This window comes from Burkholderia sp. BCC1998 (genome assembly GCF_905339875.1).
Taxonomy (GTDB): domain Bacteria; phylum Pseudomonadota; class Gammaproteobacteria; order Burkholderiales; family Burkholderiaceae; genus Burkholderia.
Genome location: NZ_CAJPHE010000006.1, coordinates 312,255 through 333,378 on the forward strand (window position 1 = coordinate 312,255; position 21,124 = coordinate 333,378).

The window sequence follows — 21,124 nt, forward strand, 5'->3', positions numbered from 1 at the left end:
CACGCGATTTTCTTCGCACAATCGCTTCGTAGACCGCCTTCCTGCCGCTCTCTATCATCGGCTGATCTTTTTCCGATGTGACGACGACTGTCCGGAGAACGCCCGCGCGTTCGCCGCGGCGCCGCTCATCCGTCGATACCGTCTTTGGACAGGAGAGTGGTTCCCATGCTGCATGCCGTTTTTTCCGCCCGCTTTTCCTCCGGCCGCGTGGCCCGCCTGCTGGCAGCCACGCTGCTCGGTGTCCTGATGCTGAACGGCGCCCGTGCCGACACCGCGCCGCTGAAGGTCGGCATCTCGACGAGCCCGCAGATCGACGCGCTGAAGATTGCCGCGAAGGAAGCGAAGGAGCAGGGCCTAGACGTGAAGATCGTCGAGTTCACCGACTGGAATACGCCAAACGCGGCGCTCGCGAACAAGGACATCGACGTCAACTACTTCCAGCACATCCCGTTTCTCGAGAACGCGAAGAAGCAGGGCGGTTACAACTTCGTGTCGATCGCGCCGGGCACGATCATGAAGATCGGCCTCTACTCGAAGAAGGTGAAGCGCTTCGATGAGCTGAAGGACGGCGCGCGTGTCGCGATCGCGAACGACCCGGTGAACGGCGGGCGCGGGCTGCTGCTGCTGCAGCGCGCGGGCCTCATCACGCTGAAGCCGGGCGCCGACTACCGCGCGACGACGCACGACATCGTGTCCAACCCGAAACACCTGAAGATCATCCCGCCCGAAGCGTCGCAGCTCGCGCGCTCGCTCGACGACGTCGACCTCGCGCAGGGCTATCCGAGCTTCATCAAGCTCGCAGGCACGACCGATCCGAACAGCGCGCTGCTGTTCGACGGCACCGAGAACAAGAACTTCGCGATCCAGTGGGTCGTGCGGCCCGAGAGCGTGAACGACGCGCGCATCCGCAAGTTCATCGCGATCTACCAGCATTCGCCGGCGGTGCGCCGTGCGCTCGACAACGCGTTCGGCTCGCTGTACGCGATCGCGTGGTGACGGAGGCGACATGACGACGGCGAACCGCAAGAAGATCCTGCTCAACGCGTTCAACATGAACTGCGTCGGGCACATCAACCACGGGTTGTGGACGCATCCGCGCGACCGCTCCGCGCACTACACCGATCTGGACTACTGGGCCGATCTCGCGAGGACGCTCGAACGCGGCAAGTTCGACGGGATCTTTCTCGCGGACATCGTCGGCGTGTACGACGTGTTCGGCGGCGGCCCGGACGCCGCACTGCGCGAATCGGTGCAGGTACCCGTCAACGATCCGCTGCTGCTCGTGCCCGCAATGGCGCAGGTCACGCAACATCTCGGCTTCGGCGTGACCGCGAACCTGACCTACGAGCCGCCTTACCTGTTCGCGCGCCGCATGTCGACGCTCGATCACCTGACGAAGGGGCGTATCGGCTGGAACATCGTGACCGGCTATCTCGACAGCGCCGCGCGCGGGATGGGCCTCGCACAGCAGATCGGCCACGACGACCGCTACGAACGCGCGGACGACTACATGGACGTCGTCTACAAGCTGTGGGAACAGAGCTGGGACGACGACGCGGTGATCCGCGACGCGCAGGCGCGCGTGTTCGCGCAGCCGGGCAAGGTGCGGCGCGTGAAGCACGACGGGCCGTTCTATTCGGTCGACGCGATCCACCTGAGCGAGCCGTCGCTGCAGCGCACGCCGGTGCTGTACCAGGCCGGCTCGTCCGCGCGCGGCGTCGAGTTCGCGGGGCGGCATGCGGAGTGCGTGTTCGTGAACGGGCAGAGCAAGGCCGCGGCGCGCGCGGCGGCGCTGGATATTCGCGCAGCCGCCGCGCGGCAGGGCCGCGATCCCGCATCGATCAAGATTTTCGCGGGCGTGAGCGTCGTGACCGCCGAAACCGAGCGGCTCGCGCGCGAGAAGTTCGACGAATACCGGCGCTATGCGAGCCCGGAAGCCGGCCTCGCGCATTTCGCGAGCTCGACCGGCATCGACTTCGCGAAGTACGGCCTCGACGAGCCGATCTCGTACGTGAAGACCGATTCGATCCAGTCGGCCGTCGACGCGATCTCGCGCAAGAGCACGACCGGCACGTGGACCGTGCGCCGGATGCTCGAACAGATGTCGCTCGGCGGCCGCTATGCGCCGATCGTCGGCTCGCCGTCGCAGGTCGCGGACGAACTGCAGTCGTGGATCGACGAGACGGGCATCGACGGTTTCAACCTGACGCGCACCGTGATGCCCGAGTCGTTCGCGGATTTCGTCGACTGGGTCGTGCCCGAGCTGCAGAACCGCGGCATCTACAAGGAAGACTACGATCCCGCGCCGACGCTGCGCGAGAAGCTGTTCGGCGCCGGCGCGCGGCTGCCCGCGTGGCACACGGGCGCACAGCACCGGCCGGCCGCCGTGCCGGCGCCCGAACCCGCGCATCCCGCGCATGCGTGAACGTGACGGAGCGAAGCGATGACGCAATTGTTCGATACGCTGGGTTTCATCGAGGCATCGGCGGTGCGGGCCGGTGCGGGTGCGGACGTGCATGACGCGCATGATTCGCGTAACGCAGCGGCCGCGCGGGCCGACGGCGCCGCCGCCGTGTCGTTCGCACACGTCGGCAAGGTGTTCGCGACGCCGCGCGGCCAGGCCGCCGCGCTGCGCGACGTGACGCTCGACGTGCGGCGCGGCGAGGTGTTCGGCATCATCGGCCGCAGCGGTGCCGGCAAGTCGACGCTGCTGCGGCTCGTGAACGGCCTCGAACGTCCGAGTTCGGGCAGCGTGCGCGTGCAGGGCGTCGACGTCGGCGCGCTCGACGAGGACGGGCTCGTCGCGCTGCGGCGTCGCACCGGCATGGTGTTCCAGCATTTCAACCTGCTGTCGGCGAAGACGGTGTTCGAGAACGTCGCGCTGCCGCTGAAGATCGCCGGCGTGCCGAAGGCCGAGCGCACGCGCAAGGCCGAGGCGCTGCTCGATCTCGTCGGGCTGGCCGCGAAACGCGACGCGTATCCGGCGAGCCTGTCGGGCGGCCAGAAGCAGCGCGTCGGCATCGCGCGGGCGCTGGTGCACGACCCGGAGGTGCTGCTGTGCGACGAGGCGACGTCGGCGCTCGACCCCGAGACGACGCAATCGATCCTCGCGCTGCTCGCCGACATCAACCGCCGCCTCGGACTGACGATCGTGCTGATCACGCACGAGATGGAAGTGATCCGCGCGGTGTGCGACACGGTCGCGGTGATCGAACAGGGCGAGGTCGTCGAAACGGGCCCGGTGTGGCGCGTGTTCGGCGATCCGCGTCACGGCGCGACGCGCGCGCTGCTCAGCACGCTCGTGCACGACCTGCCGGCCGAACTCGCCGCGCGCGTGCAGCCGTTGCCCGAGCTGGCCGCGCTGCCCGACGGCGCGCAAGTCGTGCTGGACGTCCGTTATACGGGCGAAAGCGGCGGCGAGCCGGACGTCGGCGCGCTCGCGGCGGCGCTCGGCGGCTCGGTGCGCTTCCTGCACGGCGGGATCGAGCGCATTCAGGGGCATGCGCAGGGCCGCCTCGTGATCGCGGCGTCGCCGCGCGCGGACGACGCCGGCCACCCGCCGGCACGCGGCGGCGCGGTCGCCGCGTTGCTCGAGCGCGCGCGCCGCCACGCGAATCATGCGGAGGTGCTCGGCTATGTTTGAACTCTGGTGGCCCGAACTGCTCGACGCGATCCGCGACACGCTGTCGATGGTCGCCGCGTCGGCCGCGATCGCCGCGCTGATCGGCATCCCGCTCGCGGTGATCCTGGTGACGACCGCGCCCGGCGGCATTTACGCGCGGCGTGGCCTGAACGCGGTGCTCGGCGCGCTCGTCAACGTGTTCCGCTCGACACCGTTCATCATCCTGCTCGTCGCGCTGCTGCCGTTCACGCGCGTGCTGATCGGCACGACGATCGGCGTGTGGGCGGCCGTCGTGCCGCTGTCGATCGCGGCGATTCCATTCTTCGCGCGGATTGCGGAAGTGAGCCTGCGCGAAGTCGATCGCGGGCTGATCGAGGCCGCGCTCGCGATGGGCGCGAAACGCCGCCACATCGTGTGGCACGTGCTGTTGCCGGAGGCGTTGCCCGGCATGCTCGGCGGTTTCACGATCACCGTCGTCGCGCTGATCGGCTCGACCGCGATGGCGGGCGCAGTCGGCGCGGGTGGGCTCGGCGATCTCGCGATCCGCTATGGCTATCAGCGTTTCGACACCACGGTCATGGTGACCGTGATCGTGATCCTGATCGCACTCGTTTCGGCCGTGCAAATCACGGGCGACCGCCTGGTCCGACGCGTGACCCGGCGTACCTGAGCGGCGCCACGAGCGCCGGCTCTTTTCATTGAAGACCCTGAGAGAACGATACCCATGACCTTGCCCATCGGCGCGCCGCGCGAATGGAACGGACAATTCGAGGAAGCCCTGTTTCTGGACGTCGCACGACGCCATCGCCCCGGCTTCCCTGACAAACTGGCGACGCCGCCGCGCGAGCCGCACGGCGCGGACGAGCTCGCCGCCGTCGCCGACTACTACACGAAGATGGCGTCGCACGACCTGTTCATCGTGCAGGTCGTCGCGAAGGCGATTGACACGCTGTTTCGCGATGACCCGCATTTCCAGCTGATCCTGTCGCGCCAGCTCGGCGACGACGGCGCGCACGCGGTGATCGGGCGCGAGCGCGTGACCGAACTGACGGGCCGCGATCCGCTGCCGGAGGTCGAGCGGCTCGTCGCCGCGCACTGGGAACGCATCGGCGACATCGCGGTGCGCGACGTCGCGGGCTTTCTCGCGTTCGAATGGCATTACGAGCTGCACATCCTCGCGAAGCTGTGGATCCAGCGCAAGACCGGCCGCATCGCCGACGGCGCGATGCGCGAGCACGGCGAGAACCGGATCCGTCCGGACGAGGAGTGGCATCGCGTGCAGATCGTCCAGTGGTGGTTCGACACGTTGAACGCGCTGCCGCCCGCCGAGCGCGACGCGCTGGTCGACCGCGTGATCGCGGCCGACGAGGAAACCCAGGCGCGGCTCGACGGTTATCTGCATGACGAATACGCGCACACCGCGCACGTGTTCGGTGCGGATATCGCCGAATACCGCGCGATCTACGACGACTGGCGGCGCGAGATCCTGTCGCGGCTGACCGGTCGCCGGCTCGGCGCGCTGGTGCCGTTGTCGGGCGAAATCGTTGCGCACGAAACCGTTGCACAGGAAGCCGTCGCATGAACGATCCCCGCGGCCCGGCGACGCTGGCGCCGGAAACCGACGCACGCGCGCTCGACGCCGATGCGCTGGCGCGTGCGATCGACGCGCTGCGTGCGACGGCTGCCGAGCGCGACCGCGCGGGCGGTCACGCGGCCGACGAAAAGCAGCGGCTCGCCGACGCGGGCCTGCTGACGCTCGCGGTGCCGCGCGAATTCGGCGGACAGGAAGCCGAGTGGCCGGCGATCTACGACACGATCCGGCGGATCGCGCGCGTCGACAGCGCGCTCGCGCATCTGGTCGGGTTCCAGATCCTGCAGGTGGTGAGCGTCGACGTGTGGGGCAGTGCGGCGCAGCGCGAACGCTATCTGCGCGGCACGGTCGAGCATCGCTGGTGGTGGGGCAATGCGGTCAACCCGCTCGACACGCGGCTCGCGGCGACCGCGACGCCGGACGGCGGCTACCGGCTCGACGGCGTGAAGGGCTTCTGTTCGGGCACGCGCGGCTCGCAGCGGATGACCGTGTCCGCGCACGATCCGGAAACGGGCCGCGCCGTGTTCGGCGTGGTGCCGACCGATCGTGACGGGATCACGGTCAACGAGGACTGGGATCCGATCGGCCAGCGCCAGACCGACAGCGGCAGCGTGCGCTTCGACGGTGTGACGCTCGCGCCGGACGAGGTACTGCACCGCTCCGAGACACCGCCGACGCCGCGCGCGACGCTGCGCACGCTGGTGTCGCAGCTCGTGCTGACGAACCTGTTCGTCGGGATCGCGGAAGGCGCGCTGGCCGAGGCGCGCGACTACGTGCTGAAGCACGGCCGGCCGTGGATCAACGCGGGTGTCGCGCAGGCGAGCGACGATCCCTATACGCTGCAGCGCTTCGGCGACATGCGCGTGCAGGCGGTCGCGGCGGCGGCGCTCGCCGACCGCGCGGCCGTCGCGTTGCAGCGCGCATGGTCGCGGCATGACGCGCTGACGGCCGACGAACGGGCCGAGGTGGCACTCGCGGTGTCGGACGCGAAGATCGTCGCGCAGCGCGCGGCGCTCGAGAACGGCGAGGCGCTGTTCGACACGTGCGGCGCACGTGCGACGGCCGCATCGCTCGGCCTCGACCGCTTCTGGCGCAACGCGCGCACGCATACGCTGCACGATCCGCTCGACTATCGGCTGCGCGACGTCGGCCGGTTCGCGCTGACGGGGGAATTGCCGCAGGCGTCGCTTTATACGTAGCGTCGGCAAACCGTCCGGCGTCGCCATGCCGCTCGGTGTGGCTTGCCGGCGATAGCCGACGCCCGCGTCCTTGCGGGACTTCGGCATTTCTTCGCGAACCGTGCAATCACCATTCCGCTGCGCTCGCACCCGGCCGCCAGCCGGTGATGGCGCAGCGCATTCAGTCGGTACGACCCGGGAAGATCGCGTAAACCTTCCCCGAAGGCGCCTGTACGACCGACGCACCATCGGCGATCGGTCCCGTGTTCTTGTCGACCGCGTGCTGGCGCCCGGGTGTCCTGAAGCGCCACGCACCGGGGTAGTCTTCGCGCAGCCCGCGCACGCCGAACGTGACTTCGGTGCCGGCCGGGTAGGCGATGTTACCGACGCTCGCCGCACGCGCCAGCGTCGCGTAGTCGAACGCGAGAACGGTGCGTTCCCGATTGAGTCGCAGTTCGGGGTGACGCAGCGGTAGCGATGACAATTCGAACACGTCGTCTTCCGCGACCCTGATCTCCCAATAGTCGTTGTCGCGCATGCCGTCCCCATAGGTGGTGGTGCTTCTCATGACGCGCGACCCGGCGGGTACGGCACCGCCGGCCACGCGATTGCCGTCGGCCAGGTGGCATGACCAGAGTGTCCTGGTCCGCGCATCGTTGCGCAGCACGATCTTCAGCGGCGCTTTCGAACCGCAGGTCCAACCATCGATCGTCCGGGGCCCGGTGGTGGTGAGCGTCAGTGCGGTGAGGGTGGCGAGGTCCCGGTCGTTGCGCGGCGCTTCATCGTCGAATTCCGTCCCGACCGTCAGCGCGACGGCCGCAATGCCGTAGACATCGACCGCATGCGGAAACTCGGCTTTCTCGATCGAGTTCATGTCGCCGGCAGTCGAGAGCGACAGCCGCGTGCCGGGCGGCATGTCGATGCCCAGCAGACGCTCGCTCTTCACGAGCGCGGGATGCTTCGCGGCCTCTTCCTTTCTGATGTTCGCCTCGGCCTGCAGCCCGATCGCCACCATCGAGACGACGAAGCTGCTCGTCACGCACAGGGCGGCGAAGATGGCGGTGGAGCGTCGCCGATATACACGAAACGATCGTCGTACAGGCGGAAACAGCACCAGCGCAACGATCCAGAGCACGACAGAGACGGCCGCCAGAAACGAAATGCCGAGAACGATGAAGAAGGTGCCGGAGAAAATCGGAGCGGGAATCATGAGACAGGCGAACGACCGAGCGGAATCATTGTTGGAATGGCCGCGGTAGACCGGGGCGTGCCGGCATCGTCAAGTGAAGGGTGCCGCCGCCGGCGTGGCCCGGGTGGCGGACGACATTTCAGGATCTTGTACGAACGGACGTCATTGTAGTGTTCTGGCGCCTGATCCGAAGACAGCGGTGCGCACACCGTTGTCTTTTCGCCTGCCTAGATCGGCAGACGCACCGTCTGCTTGATGCGCTTCAGCGGAATCTCGGTTTCGACGTTGCGTACGCCTTCGATCTGCGTGAGCGTCTCCATCTGAAAGCGCTGATAGTCGTCGAGATCCTTCGCGATGACGCGCAGCAGATAGTCGTAGCTGCCGGCCATCAGATGGCATTCGAGCACTTCCGGCGCCTGCTCCATCTCGCGCGCGAAGCGCTCGACGGTCGTCTTGTCCTGGCGTTCCAGCGTGACGCGCACGAAGGCCGTGAACCGCAGCTCGACGGCCGCCGGGTTCAGCAGGGCGACGTACGCGTCGATCACGCCCTGTTCCTCCAGCAGGTGAACGCGGCGCAGGCAGGGCGTGGGCGAGAGGCCGGCCTGCTGCGCGAGTTCGGCGTTCGTCTGGTTCGAGTTCCGTTGCAGCGCACGCAGAATGCGCCGATCGATGGCATCCAGCTTGATTGGCATTTTTGACTACCGATGAAGTCGATATTGGAGAATAACGCCAAATCATGCCTCGAAAGTAGCCGACTTCGCAGCCATTCTCCACGGCAAGTTGCCGATAATCCGATGACTGCCCGGCTCATCGGACGCGCGCGATTCCCGCCCGTCCCGCCTGGCGCCGCTTTCAGGAGAGTTCCGATGCCGCACGTAGCCTGGTTGCCGTTCATGGCCACTTCCCTTCTGATCATTCTGACGCCGGGCCAGGACATGGTGCTCGTGATGTCGCGCACGCTATCCGGCGGCACGCGGGCGGGCCTCGTGACCGCGGCGGGCGTCAGCGTCGGGCTGCTCGTGCATACGATGCTCGCGACGCTGGGGCTGGGTGCGCTTCTTCAGGCGTCCGAATGGCTGTTCACTGCATTGAAGATGATCGGCGCGCTGTATCTGCTGTACCTCGGCATCACGCTGCTGCGGTCGTCGGGCGAGCTGACGCTCGCGAGCGGTCGCGATGCGCCGGCGTCCGGGTTGCGCACGTTCGCGCAAGGCGCGCTGTCCAACGTGTCGAATCCGAAGGTCGCGCTGTTCTATCTCGCGTTCCTGCCGCAGTTCGTCCCCGCGGGCGCCGCGCATCCGATGCTGTCGCTGTTCGTGCTCGGCACGACGTTTGCCGGCCTGACGTTTCTCGTCAAGGGGCCGGTCGCGCTGTTCGCCGGCCTGCTGTCGACGTCGATCCGGCGCAATCCGCGCATCCTGACCCGCATGCACCGGGTGAGCGGCGCGGTCCTGCTCGGGTTGGGCGTGAAGCTGGCGTTCGAGCGTCGTTGACGATGCTCACTGCGCCGGCAACGCGTCCGCCAGCGCGCACATCGCGTCCGCCGTCTCCGGATTCGCCGGGAAAAACGCCTCGATCGCGAGCTCCGACAGCGTGACGTCGACCGGCGTGCCGAACACCGTCGTCGTGCTGAAGAACGTCAGTTCGCCGGCTGCCGTGCGCAGCCGCAGCGGCACCGCGATGTCCGCGTAGTCGGCGCGTGCCTGCGTGTCGGCGGGCTGGCCGGCCGGTGCCGGATAGTTCGCGAGTTCGTCGCGCAGCGCATGCAGCGTGCGGTCGCCGCTCGCGTCGATCTGCCGTTGCAGCCGGTGCAGGATATGCGCGCGCCACTCGTGCCAGTTGACGATCTGCGGCGCGAGGCCGTCGGGATGCAGGCTCAGCCGCAGCACGTTGACGGGCGGCCGCAGGAGCGCCGGATCGGCCTGCGCGACCAGCGCGCCGAGCATCCGGTTCGCGGCGAGCAGAGTCCAGTGACGATCCACGGCGAGTGCCGGGTAGGGTTCGTGGCCGCGCAGCACGGCTTCGACCGCCTGGCGCGCCGCATCGAGCTGCGGATCGGAGAACGGCCGCTCGCGAAACAGCGGCGCATAGCCGGCCGCGACGAGCAGCGCATTGCGCTCGCGCAGCGGCACGTCGAGGCGCTCCGCGAGATGCAGCACCATCTCCCGGCTCGGCTGCGCACGCCCCGATTCGACGAAGCTCAGGTGCCGCGCGGACACCTCGGCCTCCAGCGCGAGGGCCATCTGGCTCAGGCGGCGGCGTTGACGCCAGGTGCGCAGCAGCGAGCCGATGCCAGACGCGCGGCCGGCGGACGGGGGGAGCGATTGGAGGGTGGCGGTCGAGTTCATGACGAAGATGATAGGCAATCCCGCGCGCGCCGGGCATTACCTGCGAGGTAAGCATTCCGGATCGGTGTGCAGCGCCGATGCTGCCCGCTGCCTGCGCCCGATGGGCAACTCGATCGACGAATCGGGGAACCGGCCGCTCGGCAGTTGCGCGAGCACGTACGCCCGGCTGAGCGCCGGGAAGATCCGGCCCGTCGTCACCGGATCATGCCGAACGCCTTGCGGATCGGCATGCCGGTGACCGACGGCGTCGCGTGGTCCGCATCGTTGAGCGTCGTGACGACGGACAGCGGCGCCCGGATCCAGTAGCGCACGGCGGTGCGGCGCGCGCGCTGCGGCGAGTTTGATCGGAAGATCTCTAGAGGTGTGCCGATTGCGTGCTTAATATATGTCGTCGTATAACATGGGCCAAAACTTACCTGCAACGAGGGCGTGCGGACACCTCGGGTTTTCCCTTCGGACGGCCGCGGGAGAGGCAAGAATTTCCTGCCTGTGCCGAATGGATAAGGGTTTGTGGCCTGCAGTCGAGTAACTGTGGAGCGACGAGAATATCGCCATCTTGTCAGCAGACATCATATCTGTTGGGCTACAATGAGCGAACCATTCCCGAACCACGGAGCACACCCATGCAACTGACTGGAGAGATGCTGATCGGCGCCGACGCGGTGGCCGGCTCGGCCGGTACCCTGCGCGCGTTCGACCCGACGAAGGGCGCGCCGATCGATGCGCCGGCCTTCGGCGTCGCGACGCAGGCCGATGTCGAGCGCGCGTGCGAACTCGCGCGCGACGCCTTCGACGCGTATCGCACGCAGCCGCTCGCGGCCCGCGCGGCGTTTCTCGAGGCGATCGCCGACGAAATCGTCGCGCTCGGCGACGCGCTGATCGAACGCGCGCACGCCGAAACGGGCCTGCCCGTCGCGCGGCTGCAGGGCGAGCGCGGCCGCACCGTCGGCCAGCTCCGGCTGTTCGCGCGCGTCGTGCGCGACGGGCGCTTCCTCGCCGCGTCGATCGATCCCGCGCAGCCCGCGCGCACGCCGCTGCCGCGCTCGGACCTGCGGTTGCAGAAGGTCGGGCTCGGGCCCGTCGTCGTGTTCGGCGCGAGCAACTTCCCGCTCGCGTTCTCGGTGGCCGGCGGCGATACCGCGTCGGCACTCGCGGCCGGCTGCCCGGTGATCGTGAAGGCCCATGAGGCGCACCTCGGCACGTCCGAGCTGGTCGGCCGCGCGATCCGCGCGGCGGTGGCGAAATGCGGGATGCCGGCCGGCGTGTTCTCGCTGCTGATCGGCCCCGGCCGCGTGATCGGCGCTGCGCTCGTCAGCCATCCGGCGATCCAGGCCGTCGGCTTCACCGGGTCGCGGCAGGGCGGCATGGCGCTCGTGCAGCTCGCGAACGCGCGCCCGCAACCGATTCCCGTCTATGCGGAAATGAGCAGCATCAACCCGGTCGTGCTGTTTCCGGCCGCGCTGGCCGCGCGCGGCGACGCGATCGCGACCGGCTTCGTCGATTCGCTGACGCTCGGCACCGGCCAGTTCTGCACGAACCCGGGTCTCGTGCTGGCGGTCGACGGCCCCAATCTCGATCGCTTCGAGTCCGTCGCCGCACAGGCGCTCGCGAAGAAGCCGGCCGGCGTGATGCTGACGCGCGGCATCGCCGACGCGTATCGCAACGGCCGCGGCAAGCTGGCCGAACTGCCGGGCGTGCGCGAAATCGGCGCGGGCGAGGCGGCGCAGACCGAATGCCAGGCAGGCGGCGCGCTGTACGAAGTCGCCGCGCAGGCGTTCCTGGCCGAACCGGCGTTCGGCCACGAGGTGTTCGGGCCGGCGTCGCTGATCGTGCGCTGCCGCGATCTCGACGAAGTCGCGCGCGTGCTCGACGCACTCGAGGGCCAGCTGACGGCCACGCTGCAACTGGACGCCGACGACAAGCCGCTCGCGCGCCGCCTGCTGCCGATCCTCGAACGCAAGGCCGGGCGCCTGCTCGTCAACGGCTACCCGACCGGCGTCGAGGTGTGCGATGCGATGGTCCACGGCGGGCCGTTCCCGGCGACGTCGAACCCGGCCGTCACGTCGGTCGGCGCGACCGCGATCGACCGTTTCCTGCGGCCCGTGTGCTATCAGGACTTCCCGGACGACCTGCTGCCCGAAGGGCTGCAGGAACGCAATCCGCTCGACATTCCGCGGCTGCGGGACGGGAAGGCGGAGTGATGGCGCAGGACGACTGAAGGCCGCGTCCCGGGAGGGGCGCGTTCCGGCAAGGTTGAAACAAGGCGGCGCACGGTGCCCACGGGTACCCCGCCGCCTTTTTGATGGAGGGCCGGTTTTGCTCGATTAGAGAGCGGGGGGCATCGAATGATGCTTCTCATGATGCGCCGCCTTGACGAGATGGATGGCGGCTTCCACGCCGCCGGAATTTCTCCTACATTAGCGAGGCCTCGGACCCGCCGGTCCGCAGGCGAGCCTGAGAGACCGACAAAAACCAACAAGGAGCCCTCCGATGAATATCAGCAAGCGTGGCGACCACCTGTTCGCGGCCGGATTGTGGAAAGCGATCGGCGACGTCGCGAAATCGGTGCGTACCCAGATCGGCGAGACCAGCGAAGGGCGCGTACTGGCCAATGCGCTGTTCGAATTGCAGCGCGACCTGGGCGGCAGTGAATTCGACGTGACGATCAATCAGGGGCGGCCCGTCACCGGCGCCGATCCGCATTCGCTCGGGTTCGGCCAGGCCGTCAAGCGGTTCCGGCTGGACATGGAGGCGCTGGTGTTTGCGCTGAAGCATCGCCGCAGCATCGACGAGCGCGATCCGGGCCTGCGCACCGAGGCGCTGATGCAGGCCAACAGCCAGCTCGCGACCGCGAAACAGTATGCGACGCTCACGCTCGGCCGGTTTTTCGATGCGGTCGTGGATCCCGACGTGCTGGATCAGATTCTTGCCGACGATCCGAACACGCGCTTCCGGCGATCGGCGGCCGGCACCGATATCGCCGCGACCCGGCTCAGGCTCGGCAGCCTGCGCTACCGGATCGTCGGAACCATCGCACAGATGTAATGAAAACGGCCGGCCCGCGAAGCACGGGGCGGCCGTCGAAAGGGAGGCGCCGGGCGGAACCGCCGGTCCCGCGCGGGCCGGCACGCACCGGATCGCGTGCCGTTGGTCAGCCCGCCGCTTACTGCGCCCCCATCTTCTTGATCAGCACGTCGAGTTCGGCCATTTCGGCGTCGGTGAGGTCGACGAGCGGCGCGCGCACCGGGCCGGCGTCGTGGCCGGCGAGCTTCGCGCCCGCCTTCACGATGCTGACCGCGTAGCCCGCGCGACGGTTGCGGATCTTCAGGTACGGCAGGAAGAACTCGTCGAGCAGGCGGCCGACCGTTGCGTGGTCGTCCTTCGCGATCGCTTCGTAGAATGCCATCGCCGTCTTCGGGATGAAGTTGAACACGGCCGACGAGTACACCGGCACGCCGAGCGCCTTGTACGCGGCCGCGTAGACTTCGGCCGTCGGCAGGCCGCCGAGGTACGCGAAGCGGTCGCCGAGGCGGCGGCGGATCGTGACCATGCTCTCGATTTCGCCGACGCCGTCCTTGAAGCCGATCAGGTTCGGGCAACGATCGGCGAGGCGCTCGAGCATGTCGGCATTCAGCTTCGAATTCGCGCGGTTGTACACCACGACGCCGATCTTCAGCGCGCGGCACACCTGCTCGACGTGCTCGGCGATGCCTTCCTGGCTGGCTTCGGTCAGGTAGTGCGGCATCAGCAGCACGCCGCTCGCGCCGAGGCGCTCGGCTTCCTGCGCGTATTCGATCGCGACGCGCGTCGCGCCGCCGGCGCCGGCCAGGATCGGCACCTTGCCCTTGCAGGTTTCCGTCGCGACGCGGATCACGTCCGAATACTCGCGCTGCGTGAGCGAGAAGAATTCACCGGTGCCGCCGGCCGCGAACAGCGCGGTCGCGCCATACGGCGCCAGCCATTCCAGACGCTCGGCATAGGTGGCCGGGCGGAAGCTGCCGTCCGCGTCGAAATCCGTCAGCGGAAACGACAGCAGGCCGTGGGAAATGATCTGTTTGAGTTCTTGCGGTGAAGTCATGGTTGGGTCGTCCGTCCAGCGCGAGTGCTGATGGGTTCGTCGGGTACGGCATCCGGGCCATATTGGCGATGTCGTTGTATGTCATCGTACAACGAGGAAAGGCGCGGCGCAAGCGGTTTGCCGGCTGGCGAGAGATAGGGTCTTTCCGGATAAGGGTTTACGCAGCATCGCGGCTGGGTGTTGAATGTCATATGATGACTAACGATTTGACCCGGTAGCCTCCCAGGAATTCCGATGACTGCTTCCCCGCTTTATATCCGCGTGCACCCGGACGACAACGTCGCGATCGTCGTCAACGACGGCGGCCTGCCCGAGGGCGCGACGTTCGCCGACGGCCTGACGCTGCGCGAAGGCGTGCCGCAAGGGCACAAGGTCGCGCTGGTCGACCTCGCGGCCGGCGATCCGATCGTCCGCTACAACGTCGTGATCGGCTACGCGCTCGCCGAGCTGCGCCGCGGCAGCTGGGTCAACGAGCGCACGATGCGCATGCCCGAGCCGCCGGGGCTCGACGACCTGCCGCTCGCCACGCGTGCCGCGCCGCCGCTGGCGCCGCTCGAAGGCTATACGTTCGAGGGCTTTCGCAATGCCGACGGCTCGGTCGGCACGCGCAACATCCTCGCGATCACGACGACCGTGCAATGCGTGTCGGGCGTCGTCGAGCATGCGGTGAAGCGGATCAAGGACGAACTGCTGCCGCGTTACCCGAACGTCGACGACGTGGTCGGGCTCGAGCACACATACGGCTGCGGCGTCGCGATCGATGCGCCCGATGCCGACATTCCGATCCGCACGCTGCGCAACATCAGCCTGAATCCGAACTTCGGCGGCGAGGTGATGACGGTGAGCCTCGGCTGCGAGAAGCTGCAGCCCGAGCGCCTGCTGCCGCCGGGCTCGATTCCGGTGGCGGCCGACGGCGCGCCGGAAAACGGCGGCGTCGTGTGCCTGCAGGACGCCGCGCACGTCGGCTTCAACTCGATGATCGACTCGATCATGAAGATGGCCGAATCGCATCTCGAGCGGCTGAACCGCCGCCGTCGCGAAACCTGCCCGGCGTCGGATCTCGTCGTCGGCGTGCAGTGCGGCGGCAGCGACGCGTTCTCGGGGCTCACCGCGAACCCGGCGGTCGGCTTCGCGGCCGACCTGCTCGTGCGGGCGGGCGCCACGATCATGTTCTCGGAGGTGACCGAAGTGCGCGACGGCGTCGCGCAGCTCACGTCGCGCGCGGCGAACGAGGACGTCGCCCGCGAGATCATCCGCGAGATGGACTGGTACGACCGCTACCTGCAGCGCGGCCGCGTCGACCGCAGCGCGAACACGACGCCCGGCAACAAGAAGGGCGGCCTGTCGAACATCGTCGAGAAGGCGATGGGCTCGATCGTGAAGTCGGGCAGCGCGCCGATCGCGGGCGTCGTGCGTCCCGGCGACCGGGCGCGGCAGAAGGGGCTGCTGTACGCGGCGACGCCCGCGAGCGACTTCATCTGCGGCACGCTGCAGCTCGCGGCGGGGATGAACCTGCACGTTTTCACGACGGGGCGCGGCACGCCGTACGGCCTTGCGCAGGTGCCGGTGATCAAGGTCGCGACGCGCAGCGATCTCGCGCGCCGCTGGCACGACCTGATGGATCTCGACGCGGGGCAGATCGCGACCGGCGCGGCGTCGATCGAGGACGTGGGCTGGGAACTGTTCCGGCTGATGCTCGACGTCGCGAGCGGCAAGCGTCGCACGTGGGCCGAGCAATGGAAGCTCGCGAATGCGCTGACGCTGTTCAATCCGGCACCGGTGACCTGACGCGCGCCGCGACGGCGGCAGACGATGCGATGCGGGCGCCTTCGGGCGCCCGTTTTTGATGGCGGCGGCGGGTTCGCGGTGCGGCGCATGCGTATTTTCCGCGGCCGGCACGAATTCCTTACCTCGCACGTAATCGACCGCCCACGCGAGGCCGGCGACGATGGCGACACGCGAACACGAAACGTTTGCGACATCGTTCCCCCATCGACACAAGGAGCCTCGCCATGAACACCGCCGAAACCGCCCAGTCGGCTCACGCCGACCTGATCGACCGCTATTTCGATGCCTGGAACGAGCCCGACGTCGCACGCCGGCGCGCGCTGATCGATGCGACCTACGCGAGCGACGCGGCCTATCGCGATCCGCTGATGGCCGGCGACGGCCATGCGGGCATCGACACGATGATCGCTGCGGTGCAGGAGCGTTTCCCCGCGTATCGCTTTCGCCGCACGACCGACGTCGACGGGTTCGGCCAGCACCTGCGCTTCTCGTGGGCGCTCGTGTCGCCCGACGGTGCGGCGGTCGTGAAAGGTTCGGACTTCGGCACCGTCGATGCGTCGGGCCGCCTGAAGTCGGTCACGGGTTTCATCGACGAAATGCCGGCCGCGGCGTCGTGATACGAGCGACGCATGCCCGGCGGCGGCCGGGATCGGGTAACGTTATGCGATTCGTTCCCGATCCCGGAGCCTTTCCCACATGTTGAAGAATCTCGATCCGCTGTTGCACGCCGACATCCTGCACGCGCTGCGCGCGATGGGCCACGGCGATGAAGTGGTGATCTGCGATGCGAATTTTCCGGCGGAATCCGTCGCCGGGCACACGGTGGTCGGCCGCGCGCTGCGCATCGACGGCGCCGACTCGGCGCGCGTCGCGCGCGCGGTGCTGTCGGTGCTGCCGCTCGACACGTTCGTCGACACACCCGCTTGGCGGATGGAAGTCGTCGGCGATCCGGCCGCGGTGCCGCCCGTGCAGCGCGAAGTGCAGGCCGAGATCGATCGTGCGGAAGGGCGCGCGGTGCCGCTCACGGGCGTCGACCGTTTCGCGTTCTACGAGCGCGCCCAGCAGGCGTATGCGGTGATCGTCACCGGCGAGTCGCGCGGCTACGGCTGTTTCATCTTCAAGAAAGGCGTGCTGTTGAGCGACGCCGGTTAGGCCCTGTTCCGTTATTTATCCGCCAGGGCCGAACACCGTGTTTCGCGGTGCCGCCGCGCCGGCATGACCGCCGCGGTGTAAAGATTTGCTACAACCTTTTTCTTGGACACCGCGGAAAGACCCTCTATGCTGGCCCATTTGCCGCCGGCCCGGCAGGGCCGCGCGACCCCGAGCCGCACGGGCACGCCTCGTGTGGACGGCCGAATTGCATACGAGGAGAGAGGCATGACGCGTTCCGTCGATTCCGGCGTCATTTTTTTCGCGCGCCTGGCGCTGGCGGCGTTGTTCTTGTGGGGCGGCGTGATGAAGCTGCTCGGCTACAGCGATTTCATCGGCTATCTGCACGGGCTGAACGTGCCCTATCCGCAGGTGACGGGGCCGGTCGTCGTCACGATCGAAGCGCTCGGCGGGCTGCTGCTGATCGTCGGCTACAAGGTGAAGCCGCTCGCGTTGCTGATGGCGTTCTATACGATCGCGACCGCGATGGTCGGACACAATTTCTGGGACGCGACGGACGCCGCGGTCCAGCACGACATGGTGATCCACTTCTGGAAGAACGTCGCGATCGCCGGCGGTTTCCTGCTGCTGTTCGTGACCGGCGCCGGCGGCGCAAGCATCGACGCGCTGCGCCGGCCGAGTTCGTCGTACGGCGCGCTGCGCTGAATCGAACCGGGCTGGATGGCGCGGCGCACGCAAGTCGCTACGCTGAAGCCAAACAAAAGGGCCGAATCCCGCACGCCGCGGGATTCGGCCCTTTGTTCATCCGGCCGGCGCGTGCGCGCCGACGTTCAGCGCGTGTCCTTCGGGTCCTTCGCATCCTTCGAGAACTGCACGGCGATCGCGCCGAGCACGCAGATCGCCGCGACGTACACGACCGGCGCGAGCGGATTCGACTTCATCATCAGCGACACGATCACCGGCGTGAGGCCGCCGAAGATCGCATACGCGACGTTGTACGAGAACGAGATGCCCGAGAAGCGCACGACGGGCGGGAAGCTCTTGACCATCACGAACGGCACCGCGCCGATCGTGCCGACCATGAAGCCGGCGATCCCGTAGTACAGCGGCAGCGTCGACGCGTCGGCCGCGACCTGCGCGAACAGCAGGTAATAGCACGCGGCCAGCACGAGGCCGCCGATGCCGAGCACGCGCTTCGCGCCGATCCAGCCCGCGAGCGAGCCGGCGGTGATGCAGCCGGCCGTCAGGCACAGCGTCGCGACGCTGTTCGCGAACAGCGTGGTCGCGGGCGTCAGGTGAAACTGCTTCTGCAGCAGCGCGGGCGTCATCAGGATCACGACGACGATCGCCGCCGACAGCATCCACGTGAGCAGCATCGACACGATCACCGCGCGGCCGTGGTCGCGCAGCACGGCCTTCAGCGGAATCTCGGCCGCGAGCGCCTTCTTCGCCTTCATCTCGGCGAACACCGGCGTCTCGTGCAGCCAGCGGCGCAGGTACACGGAGAACAGGCCGAACACGCCGCCGAGCAGGAACGGAATGCGCCACGCGAACGCGGTGACTTCGGCGCCCGAGTAACGGCTGTTGATGCCCGCGGCGACCAGCGAGCCGAGCAGGATGCCGGCGGTGAGGCCCGCGGTCAGCGTGCCGCACGCATAGCCGATGTGGCGCGACGGCACGTGTTCCGACACGAACACCCATGCGCCCGGCACTTCGCCGCCGACCGCCGCGCCCTGCAGCACGCGGAACAGCAGCAGCAACACCGGCGCGAGGATGCCGATCGAGTCGTAGGTCGGCAGCAGGCCCATCAGCAGCGTCGGCACCGACATCATCAGCACGCTCAGCGTAAACATCCGCTTGCGGCCGAACAGGTCGCCGAAGTGCGCCATGATCACGCCGCCGAGCGGGCGCGCGAGATAGCCGGCCGCGAAGATGCCGAACGTCTGCAACTGGCGCAGCCAGTCGGGAATGTCGTGCGGGAAGAACAGCTGCCCGATCGCGGGTGCGAAGAACACGAAGATGATGAAGTCGTAGAACTCGAGGGCGCCGCCGAGTGCGGCAAGGCCAAGGGTCTTGTAGTCGCTGCGCGTGAGCGCGCGTTCGGCGGCGCGAGGCACGCCGCTCAATTCGGAAGCTTGCATGGTCAGGACGATCGGTTTTCGAATGTAGTTGTCGGTGCTGCGTCTCCAGAACCCGCTATCGGCATGGACTGGCAAGGCGCGGCCTGCGTCGTCGAGCGTGCGTCGAGTGCCGGATGGGGCATGTGACACGTACCGTCGCACCGGGATGGGGCACGACGCAGACGAAGCGTCAAAGCGGGTGGGGGGATTCTACAGGAGCGCGAAATGCGCGCGCGCGGGGCCGCGCCGAGGCATGCTTCGAACTTCGTCGAGCCCGAAACGCACGCGGCGCGGCAGGCGGGAGAACCGCTTGCCGCGCCGCGTGTGACGGGGTCTGCGCGATCAGTTGCCGGCGATCGTGTCGACCGGCTTGAACGCGCCGTGCTCGACCTTGTAGATCGTCACCGGCGCATCCTTCAGGTCACCCTTCGCGTCGTACGCGATGCTCGGAGCCGACACGCCCTTGATCGACACCTTGCCGAGATACGGCGTGTAGACCTTCGGGTCGGTCGAGTTCGCGTCCTTCATCGCGGTGAGCAGCGCGATCGTGCCGTCGTACGAGTAGGGCGAATAGGTGATCACGTCTTCGTTGAAGCGTGCCTTGTAGCGCGATGCGTAGCCGGCGAAGCCCGGCATCTTTTCCTTCGGCAGCCCGCCCATGTAGACGATCGCGCCTTCGGCCGCGTCGCCGCCGACCTTCAGGAACGTCGGCGAGCGCGACATCTCGCCGGTCACGAAGGCGGACTTCATCCCGAGCTGGCGCATCTTGCGGATCATCGGCGACGACTGCGCATCGCCGCCGCCGTAGAAGATCGCGTCCGGGTTGATGCCCTTCAGGTTGGTCAGGATCGCGGAGAAGTCGAGCGCCTTGTCGTTCGTGAAGTCGCGCTTGACGATCGTGCCGCCCGCGGCCTGCACGGCCTTCGCGAATTCGTCGGCGATGCCCTGGCCGTAGGCCGTGCGGTCGTCGATGATCGCGATGCGCTTGAAGTGCAGCGTCTTCACCGCATACGTGCCGACGATGCGGCCGGCCTGCGCGTCGCTCGTCAGCAGCCGGTAGGTCGTCTTGTAGCCGCGCGCCGTGTATTGCGGCGACGTCGCCATCGAGATCTGCGGCAGCCCCGCGCGATCGTACAGGTCGGACGCCGGAATGCTCGTGCCCGAGTTGAAGTGGCCGATGACCCCGCGGACGTTGTCGTCGATCAGCCGCTGCGCGACCGTCGTGCCGGTGCGCGGGTCGGCCTGGTCGTCCTGCGAGTCGAGCTGGAACGTGACCGGCTTGCCGCCGATCGTCGGATTCGTCGCGTTGAAATCGGCGATCGCGAGTTGCACGCCCTTCTGCATGTCCGAGCCGTAGTTCGACTGCGGCCCCGTCAGCGGTGCGGCGAAACCGATCTTGACGACGTCGGCGGCGATGGCGTGTGCGCCCGACAGTGCGCAGGCAGCAGCCAGCGCGACGTGCGATACCTTCAGCTTCACTTTCACTTCCCCTTGATGGCATGGTTGGGCCGCCGCCGGCCAGCCGGCCGGCGCGGTAAACCGGGCGAGACGTATCGGGTTGCAGGCCTTTCCGAAAGCCGTGCGGGGTGTGCCATGCGCTGCGCGGGTTGTGCCGGAATCGGCGTGCGCGGCGGCGGCGGGATGTCGTCTCGTAACCGTTGATCGAAGTCTAGGTAGCGAAAATGCGCGCGTCTTGCGCGTTCGGAGCGCAGCCGGCGACGATTTCGGCATATCGTCGATAACCCTGATATATGCTGAAATCGTCATGACGAGTGCGCAAACGCGCCAAGACGCGACACGCCGGCATTTTTAGGATGGCGGGTTCGGGCGCGCGGAGTCTCGGTGCGGGCGGGGTGAGCCGATCGCGTCGGCAGCGCTGGCCGTGCGCGACGCCAGGCAACGTGCCGATGCGAAATCGTGCCCGCCGGACGTGCGTGCGGCGCAGTGGTTGCGCGCACAACCGCACGGCGCATGACGTGCTTGCCGGCCCACGCGAATCGCCCGATCGGCGCCGATCGGCCGCGCGTTGCGCTTGCCGCCATTCGCTGGGCCGCCCGATCGCTGGCCCGCGATCGCCACGACGCGTTCGAGACGGCGCTC

General features: G+C 68.0%; 19 protein-coding genes and 1 pseudogene. 13 read left to right on the forward strand and 7 right to left on the reverse strand.

The genetic code is table 11. The features are described 5' to 3' along the window. Window positions 1–165 precede the first annotated feature (165 nt). Genes U5A56_RS14120 through U5A56_RS14145 form a run of 6 tightly spaced genes read left to right on the forward strand, consistent with a single transcriptional unit; the run spans window position 166 to window position 6,412 of the window. Window positions 166–996, forward strand: coding sequence for a MetQ/NlpA family ABC transporter substrate-binding protein (locus U5A56_RS14120; protein ID WP_321922903.1), 831 nt, complete (start codon window positions 166–168; stop codon window positions 994–996). 10 nt (window positions 997–1,006) lie between these two features. Further along, window positions 1,007–2,425, forward strand: coding sequence for an LLM class flavin-dependent oxidoreductase (locus U5A56_RS14125; RefSeq protein WP_321922905.1), 1,419 nt, complete (start codon window positions 1,007–1,009; stop codon window positions 2,423–2,425). Window positions 2,426–2,443: 18 nt separating this feature from the next. Then, window positions 2,444–3,643, forward strand: coding sequence for a methionine ABC transporter ATP-binding protein (locus U5A56_RS14130; RefSeq protein WP_321797696.1), 1,200 nt, complete (start codon window positions 2,444–2,446; stop codon window positions 3,641–3,643). Then, the gene (locus tag U5A56_RS14135) at window positions 3,636–4,292 is read left to right on the forward strand and encodes a methionine ABC transporter permease (RefSeq protein ID WP_044845749.1); all 657 of its coding nucleotides are present in this window, start codon (window positions 3,636–3,638) and stop codon (window positions 4,290–4,292) included. Before U5A56_RS14130 ends, U5A56_RS14135 begins: the two co-directional genes overlap by 8 nt. Before the next feature lie 54 nt (window positions 4,293–4,346). Further along, complete coding sequence (locus U5A56_RS14140) at window positions 4,347–5,204, forward strand: hypothetical protein (RefSeq protein WP_124530210.1); 858 nt, start codon at window positions 4,347–4,349, stop codon at window positions 5,202–5,204. Beyond that, window positions 5,201–6,412, forward strand: coding sequence for an acyl-CoA dehydrogenase family protein (locus tag U5A56_RS14145; protein ID WP_321922908.1), 1,212 nt, complete (start codon window positions 5,201–5,203; stop codon window positions 6,410–6,412). The genes U5A56_RS14140 and U5A56_RS14145 overlap by 4 nt, the downstream gene beginning before the upstream one ends. A 160-nt stretch (window positions 6,413–6,572) precedes the next feature. Here U5A56_RS14145 and U5A56_RS14150 read toward each other — a convergent pair whose 3' ends face one another. After that, complete coding sequence (locus U5A56_RS14150) at window positions 6,573–7,601, reverse strand: hypothetical protein (protein WP_321922910.1); 1,029 nt, start codon at window positions 7,599–7,601, stop codon at window positions 6,573–6,575. 206 nt (window positions 7,602–7,807) lie between these two features. Next, a complete protein-coding gene (locus U5A56_RS14155; protein ID WP_044845745.1) occupies window positions 7,808–8,272 on the reverse strand; it encodes an Lrp/AsnC family transcriptional regulator in 465 nt (154 codons plus the stop codon). Between the two features lie 174 nt (window positions 8,273–8,446). On the opposite strand from U5A56_RS14155, the gene U5A56_RS14160 reads away from it, so the two are divergent. After that, window positions 8,447–9,073 carry a LysE family translocator gene (locus U5A56_RS14160; RefSeq protein ID WP_059528415.1) on the forward strand — a complete coding sequence of 209 codons (627 nt, stop codon included), beginning with the start codon at window positions 8,447–8,449 and terminating at the stop codon, window positions 9,071–9,073. Between the two features lie 6 nt (window positions 9,074–9,079). On the opposite strand, the gene U5A56_RS14165 is transcribed toward U5A56_RS14160, so the two are convergent. Together U5A56_RS14165 and U5A56_RS14170 are read right to left on the reverse strand one after the other, a co-directional pair. Then, on the reverse strand, window positions 9,080–9,928 hold the full coding sequence (locus tag U5A56_RS14165) for a helix-turn-helix transcriptional regulator (RefSeq protein WP_321922912.1): 849 nt from the start codon (window positions 9,926–9,928) through the stop codon (window positions 9,080–9,082). Window positions 9,929–10,060: 132 nt separating this feature from the next. Further along, window positions 10,061–10,273: pseudogene (locus tag U5A56_RS14170) on the reverse strand (MFS transporter); the annotation flags it as partial. A gap of 278 nt (window positions 10,274–10,551) precedes the next feature. On the opposite strand from U5A56_RS14170, the gene U5A56_RS14175 reads away from it, so the two are divergent. Together U5A56_RS14175 and U5A56_RS14180 are read left to right on the forward strand one after the other, a co-directional pair. Beyond that, window positions 10,552–12,129 (forward strand): aldehyde dehydrogenase (NADP(+)), encoded by a 1,578-nt coding sequence (locus tag U5A56_RS14175; RefSeq protein WP_321922914.1) that lies wholly within the window; start codon window positions 10,552–10,554, stop codon window positions 12,127–12,129. Between the two features lie 289 nt (window positions 12,130–12,418). After that, window positions 12,419–12,973 carry a hypothetical protein gene (locus tag U5A56_RS14180; RefSeq protein ID WP_044845741.1) on the forward strand — a complete coding sequence of 185 codons (555 nt, stop codon included), beginning with the start codon at window positions 12,419–12,421 and terminating at the stop codon, window positions 12,971–12,973. Window positions 12,974–13,091: 118 nt separating this feature from the next. Here U5A56_RS14180 and kdgD read toward each other — a convergent pair whose 3' ends face one another. Next, complete coding sequence (kdgD, locus tag U5A56_RS14185) at window positions 13,092–14,006, reverse strand: 5-dehydro-4-deoxyglucarate dehydratase (protein WP_321922916.1); 915 nt, start codon at window positions 14,004–14,006, stop codon at window positions 13,092–13,094. Between the two features lie 234 nt (window positions 14,007–14,240). Between kdgD and garD the strand changes: the two genes are divergently transcribed. The 4 genes from garD to U5A56_RS14205 all read left to right on the forward strand — a co-directional run bounded on the left by garD (window position 14,241) and on the right by U5A56_RS14205 (window position 17,609). Beyond that, complete coding sequence (gene garD, locus U5A56_RS14190) at window positions 14,241–15,794, forward strand: galactarate dehydratase (protein ID WP_124921713.1); 1,554 nt, start codon at window positions 14,241–14,243, stop codon at window positions 15,792–15,794. Between the two features lie 224 nt (window positions 15,795–16,018). Beyond that, a complete protein-coding gene (locus U5A56_RS14195) occupies window positions 16,019–16,411 on the forward strand; it encodes a nuclear transport factor 2 family protein (protein WP_124530204.1) in 393 nt (130 codons plus the stop codon). A 79-nt stretch (window positions 16,412–16,490) separates the two neighbouring features. Next, complete coding sequence (locus U5A56_RS14200) at window positions 16,491–16,946, forward strand: RbsD/FucU family protein (protein ID WP_321922917.1); 456 nt, start codon at window positions 16,491–16,493, stop codon at window positions 16,944–16,946. A gap of 225 nt (window positions 16,947–17,171) precedes the next feature. Beyond that, complete coding sequence (locus U5A56_RS14205; protein WP_044845736.1) at window positions 17,172–17,609, forward strand: DoxX family protein; 438 nt, start codon at window positions 17,172–17,174, stop codon at window positions 17,607–17,609. 125 nt (window positions 17,610–17,734) lie between these two features. Here U5A56_RS14205 and U5A56_RS14210 read toward each other — a convergent pair whose 3' ends face one another. Then, on the reverse strand, window positions 17,735–19,045 hold the full coding sequence (locus U5A56_RS14210) for an MFS transporter (protein WP_044845735.1): 1,311 nt from the start codon (window positions 19,043–19,045) through the stop codon (window positions 17,735–17,737). 321 nt (window positions 19,046–19,366) lie between these two features. After that, complete coding sequence (locus U5A56_RS14215) at window positions 19,367–20,503, reverse strand: branched-chain amino acid ABC transporter substrate-binding protein (RefSeq protein WP_044845855.1); 1,137 nt, start codon at window positions 20,501–20,503, stop codon at window positions 19,367–19,369. Window positions 20,504–21,124 lie beyond the last annotated feature (621 nt).

What these genes read in the sequence shown, in the direction of transcription:
- U5A56_RS14120 (WP_321922903.1), top strand. Translation starts at nt 166, where the DNA reads ATGCTGCATGCCGTTTTTTCCGCCCGCTTTTCCTCCGGCCGCGTGGCC.
- U5A56_RS14125 (WP_321922905.1), top strand. Translation starts at nt 1,007, where the DNA reads ATGACGACGGCGAACCGCAAGAAGATCCTGCTCAACGCGTTCAACATG.
- U5A56_RS14130 (WP_321797696.1), top strand. Translation starts at nt 2,444, where the DNA reads ATGACGCAATTGTTCGATACGCTGGGTTTCATCGAGGCATCGGCGGTG.
- U5A56_RS14135 (WP_044845749.1), top strand. Translation starts at nt 3,636, where the DNA reads ATGTTTGAACTCTGGTGGCCCGAACTGCTCGACGCGATCCGCGACACG.
- U5A56_RS14140 (WP_124530210.1), top strand. Translation starts at nt 4,347, where the DNA reads ATGACCTTGCCCATCGGCGCGCCGCGCGAATGGAACGGACAATTCGAG.
- U5A56_RS14145 (WP_321922908.1), top strand. Translation starts at nt 5,201, where the DNA reads ATGAACGATCCCCGCGGCCCGGCGACGCTGGCGCCGGAAACCGACGCA.
- U5A56_RS14150 (WP_321922910.1), bottom strand. Translation starts at nt 7,601, where the DNA reads ATGATTCCCGCTCCGATTTTCTCCGGCACCTTCTTCATCGTTCTCGGC.
- U5A56_RS14155 (WP_044845745.1), bottom strand. Translation starts at nt 8,272, where the DNA reads ATGCCAATCAAGCTGGATGCCATCGATCGGCGCATTCTGCGTGCGCTG.
- U5A56_RS14160 (WP_059528415.1), top strand. Translation starts at nt 8,447, where the DNA reads ATGCCGCACGTAGCCTGGTTGCCGTTCATGGCCACTTCCCTTCTGATC.
- U5A56_RS14165 (WP_321922912.1), bottom strand. Translation starts at nt 9,928, where the DNA reads ATGAACTCGACCGCCACCCTCCAATCGCTCCCCCCGTCCGCCGGCCGC.
- U5A56_RS14175 (WP_321922914.1), top strand. Translation starts at nt 10,552, where the DNA reads ATGCAACTGACTGGAGAGATGCTGATCGGCGCCGACGCGGTGGCCGGC.
- U5A56_RS14180 (WP_044845741.1), top strand. Translation starts at nt 12,419, where the DNA reads ATGAATATCAGCAAGCGTGGCGACCACCTGTTCGCGGCCGGATTGTGG.
- kdgD (WP_321922916.1), bottom strand. Translation starts at nt 14,006, where the DNA reads ATGACTTCACCGCAAGAACTCAAACAGATCATTTCCCACGGCCTGCTG.
- garD (WP_124921713.1), top strand. Translation starts at nt 14,241, where the DNA reads ATGACTGCTTCCCCGCTTTATATCCGCGTGCACCCGGACGACAACGTC.
- U5A56_RS14195 (WP_124530204.1), top strand. Translation starts at nt 16,019, where the DNA reads ATGAACACCGCCGAAACCGCCCAGTCGGCTCACGCCGACCTGATCGAC.
- U5A56_RS14200 (WP_321922917.1), top strand. Translation starts at nt 16,491, where the DNA reads ATGTTGAAGAATCTCGATCCGCTGTTGCACGCCGACATCCTGCACGCG.
- U5A56_RS14205 (WP_044845736.1), top strand. Translation starts at nt 17,172, where the DNA reads ATGACGCGTTCCGTCGATTCCGGCGTCATTTTTTTCGCGCGCCTGGCG.
- U5A56_RS14210 (WP_044845735.1), bottom strand. Translation starts at nt 19,045, where the DNA reads ATGCAAGCTTCCGAATTGAGCGGCGTGCCTCGCGCCGCCGAACGCGCG.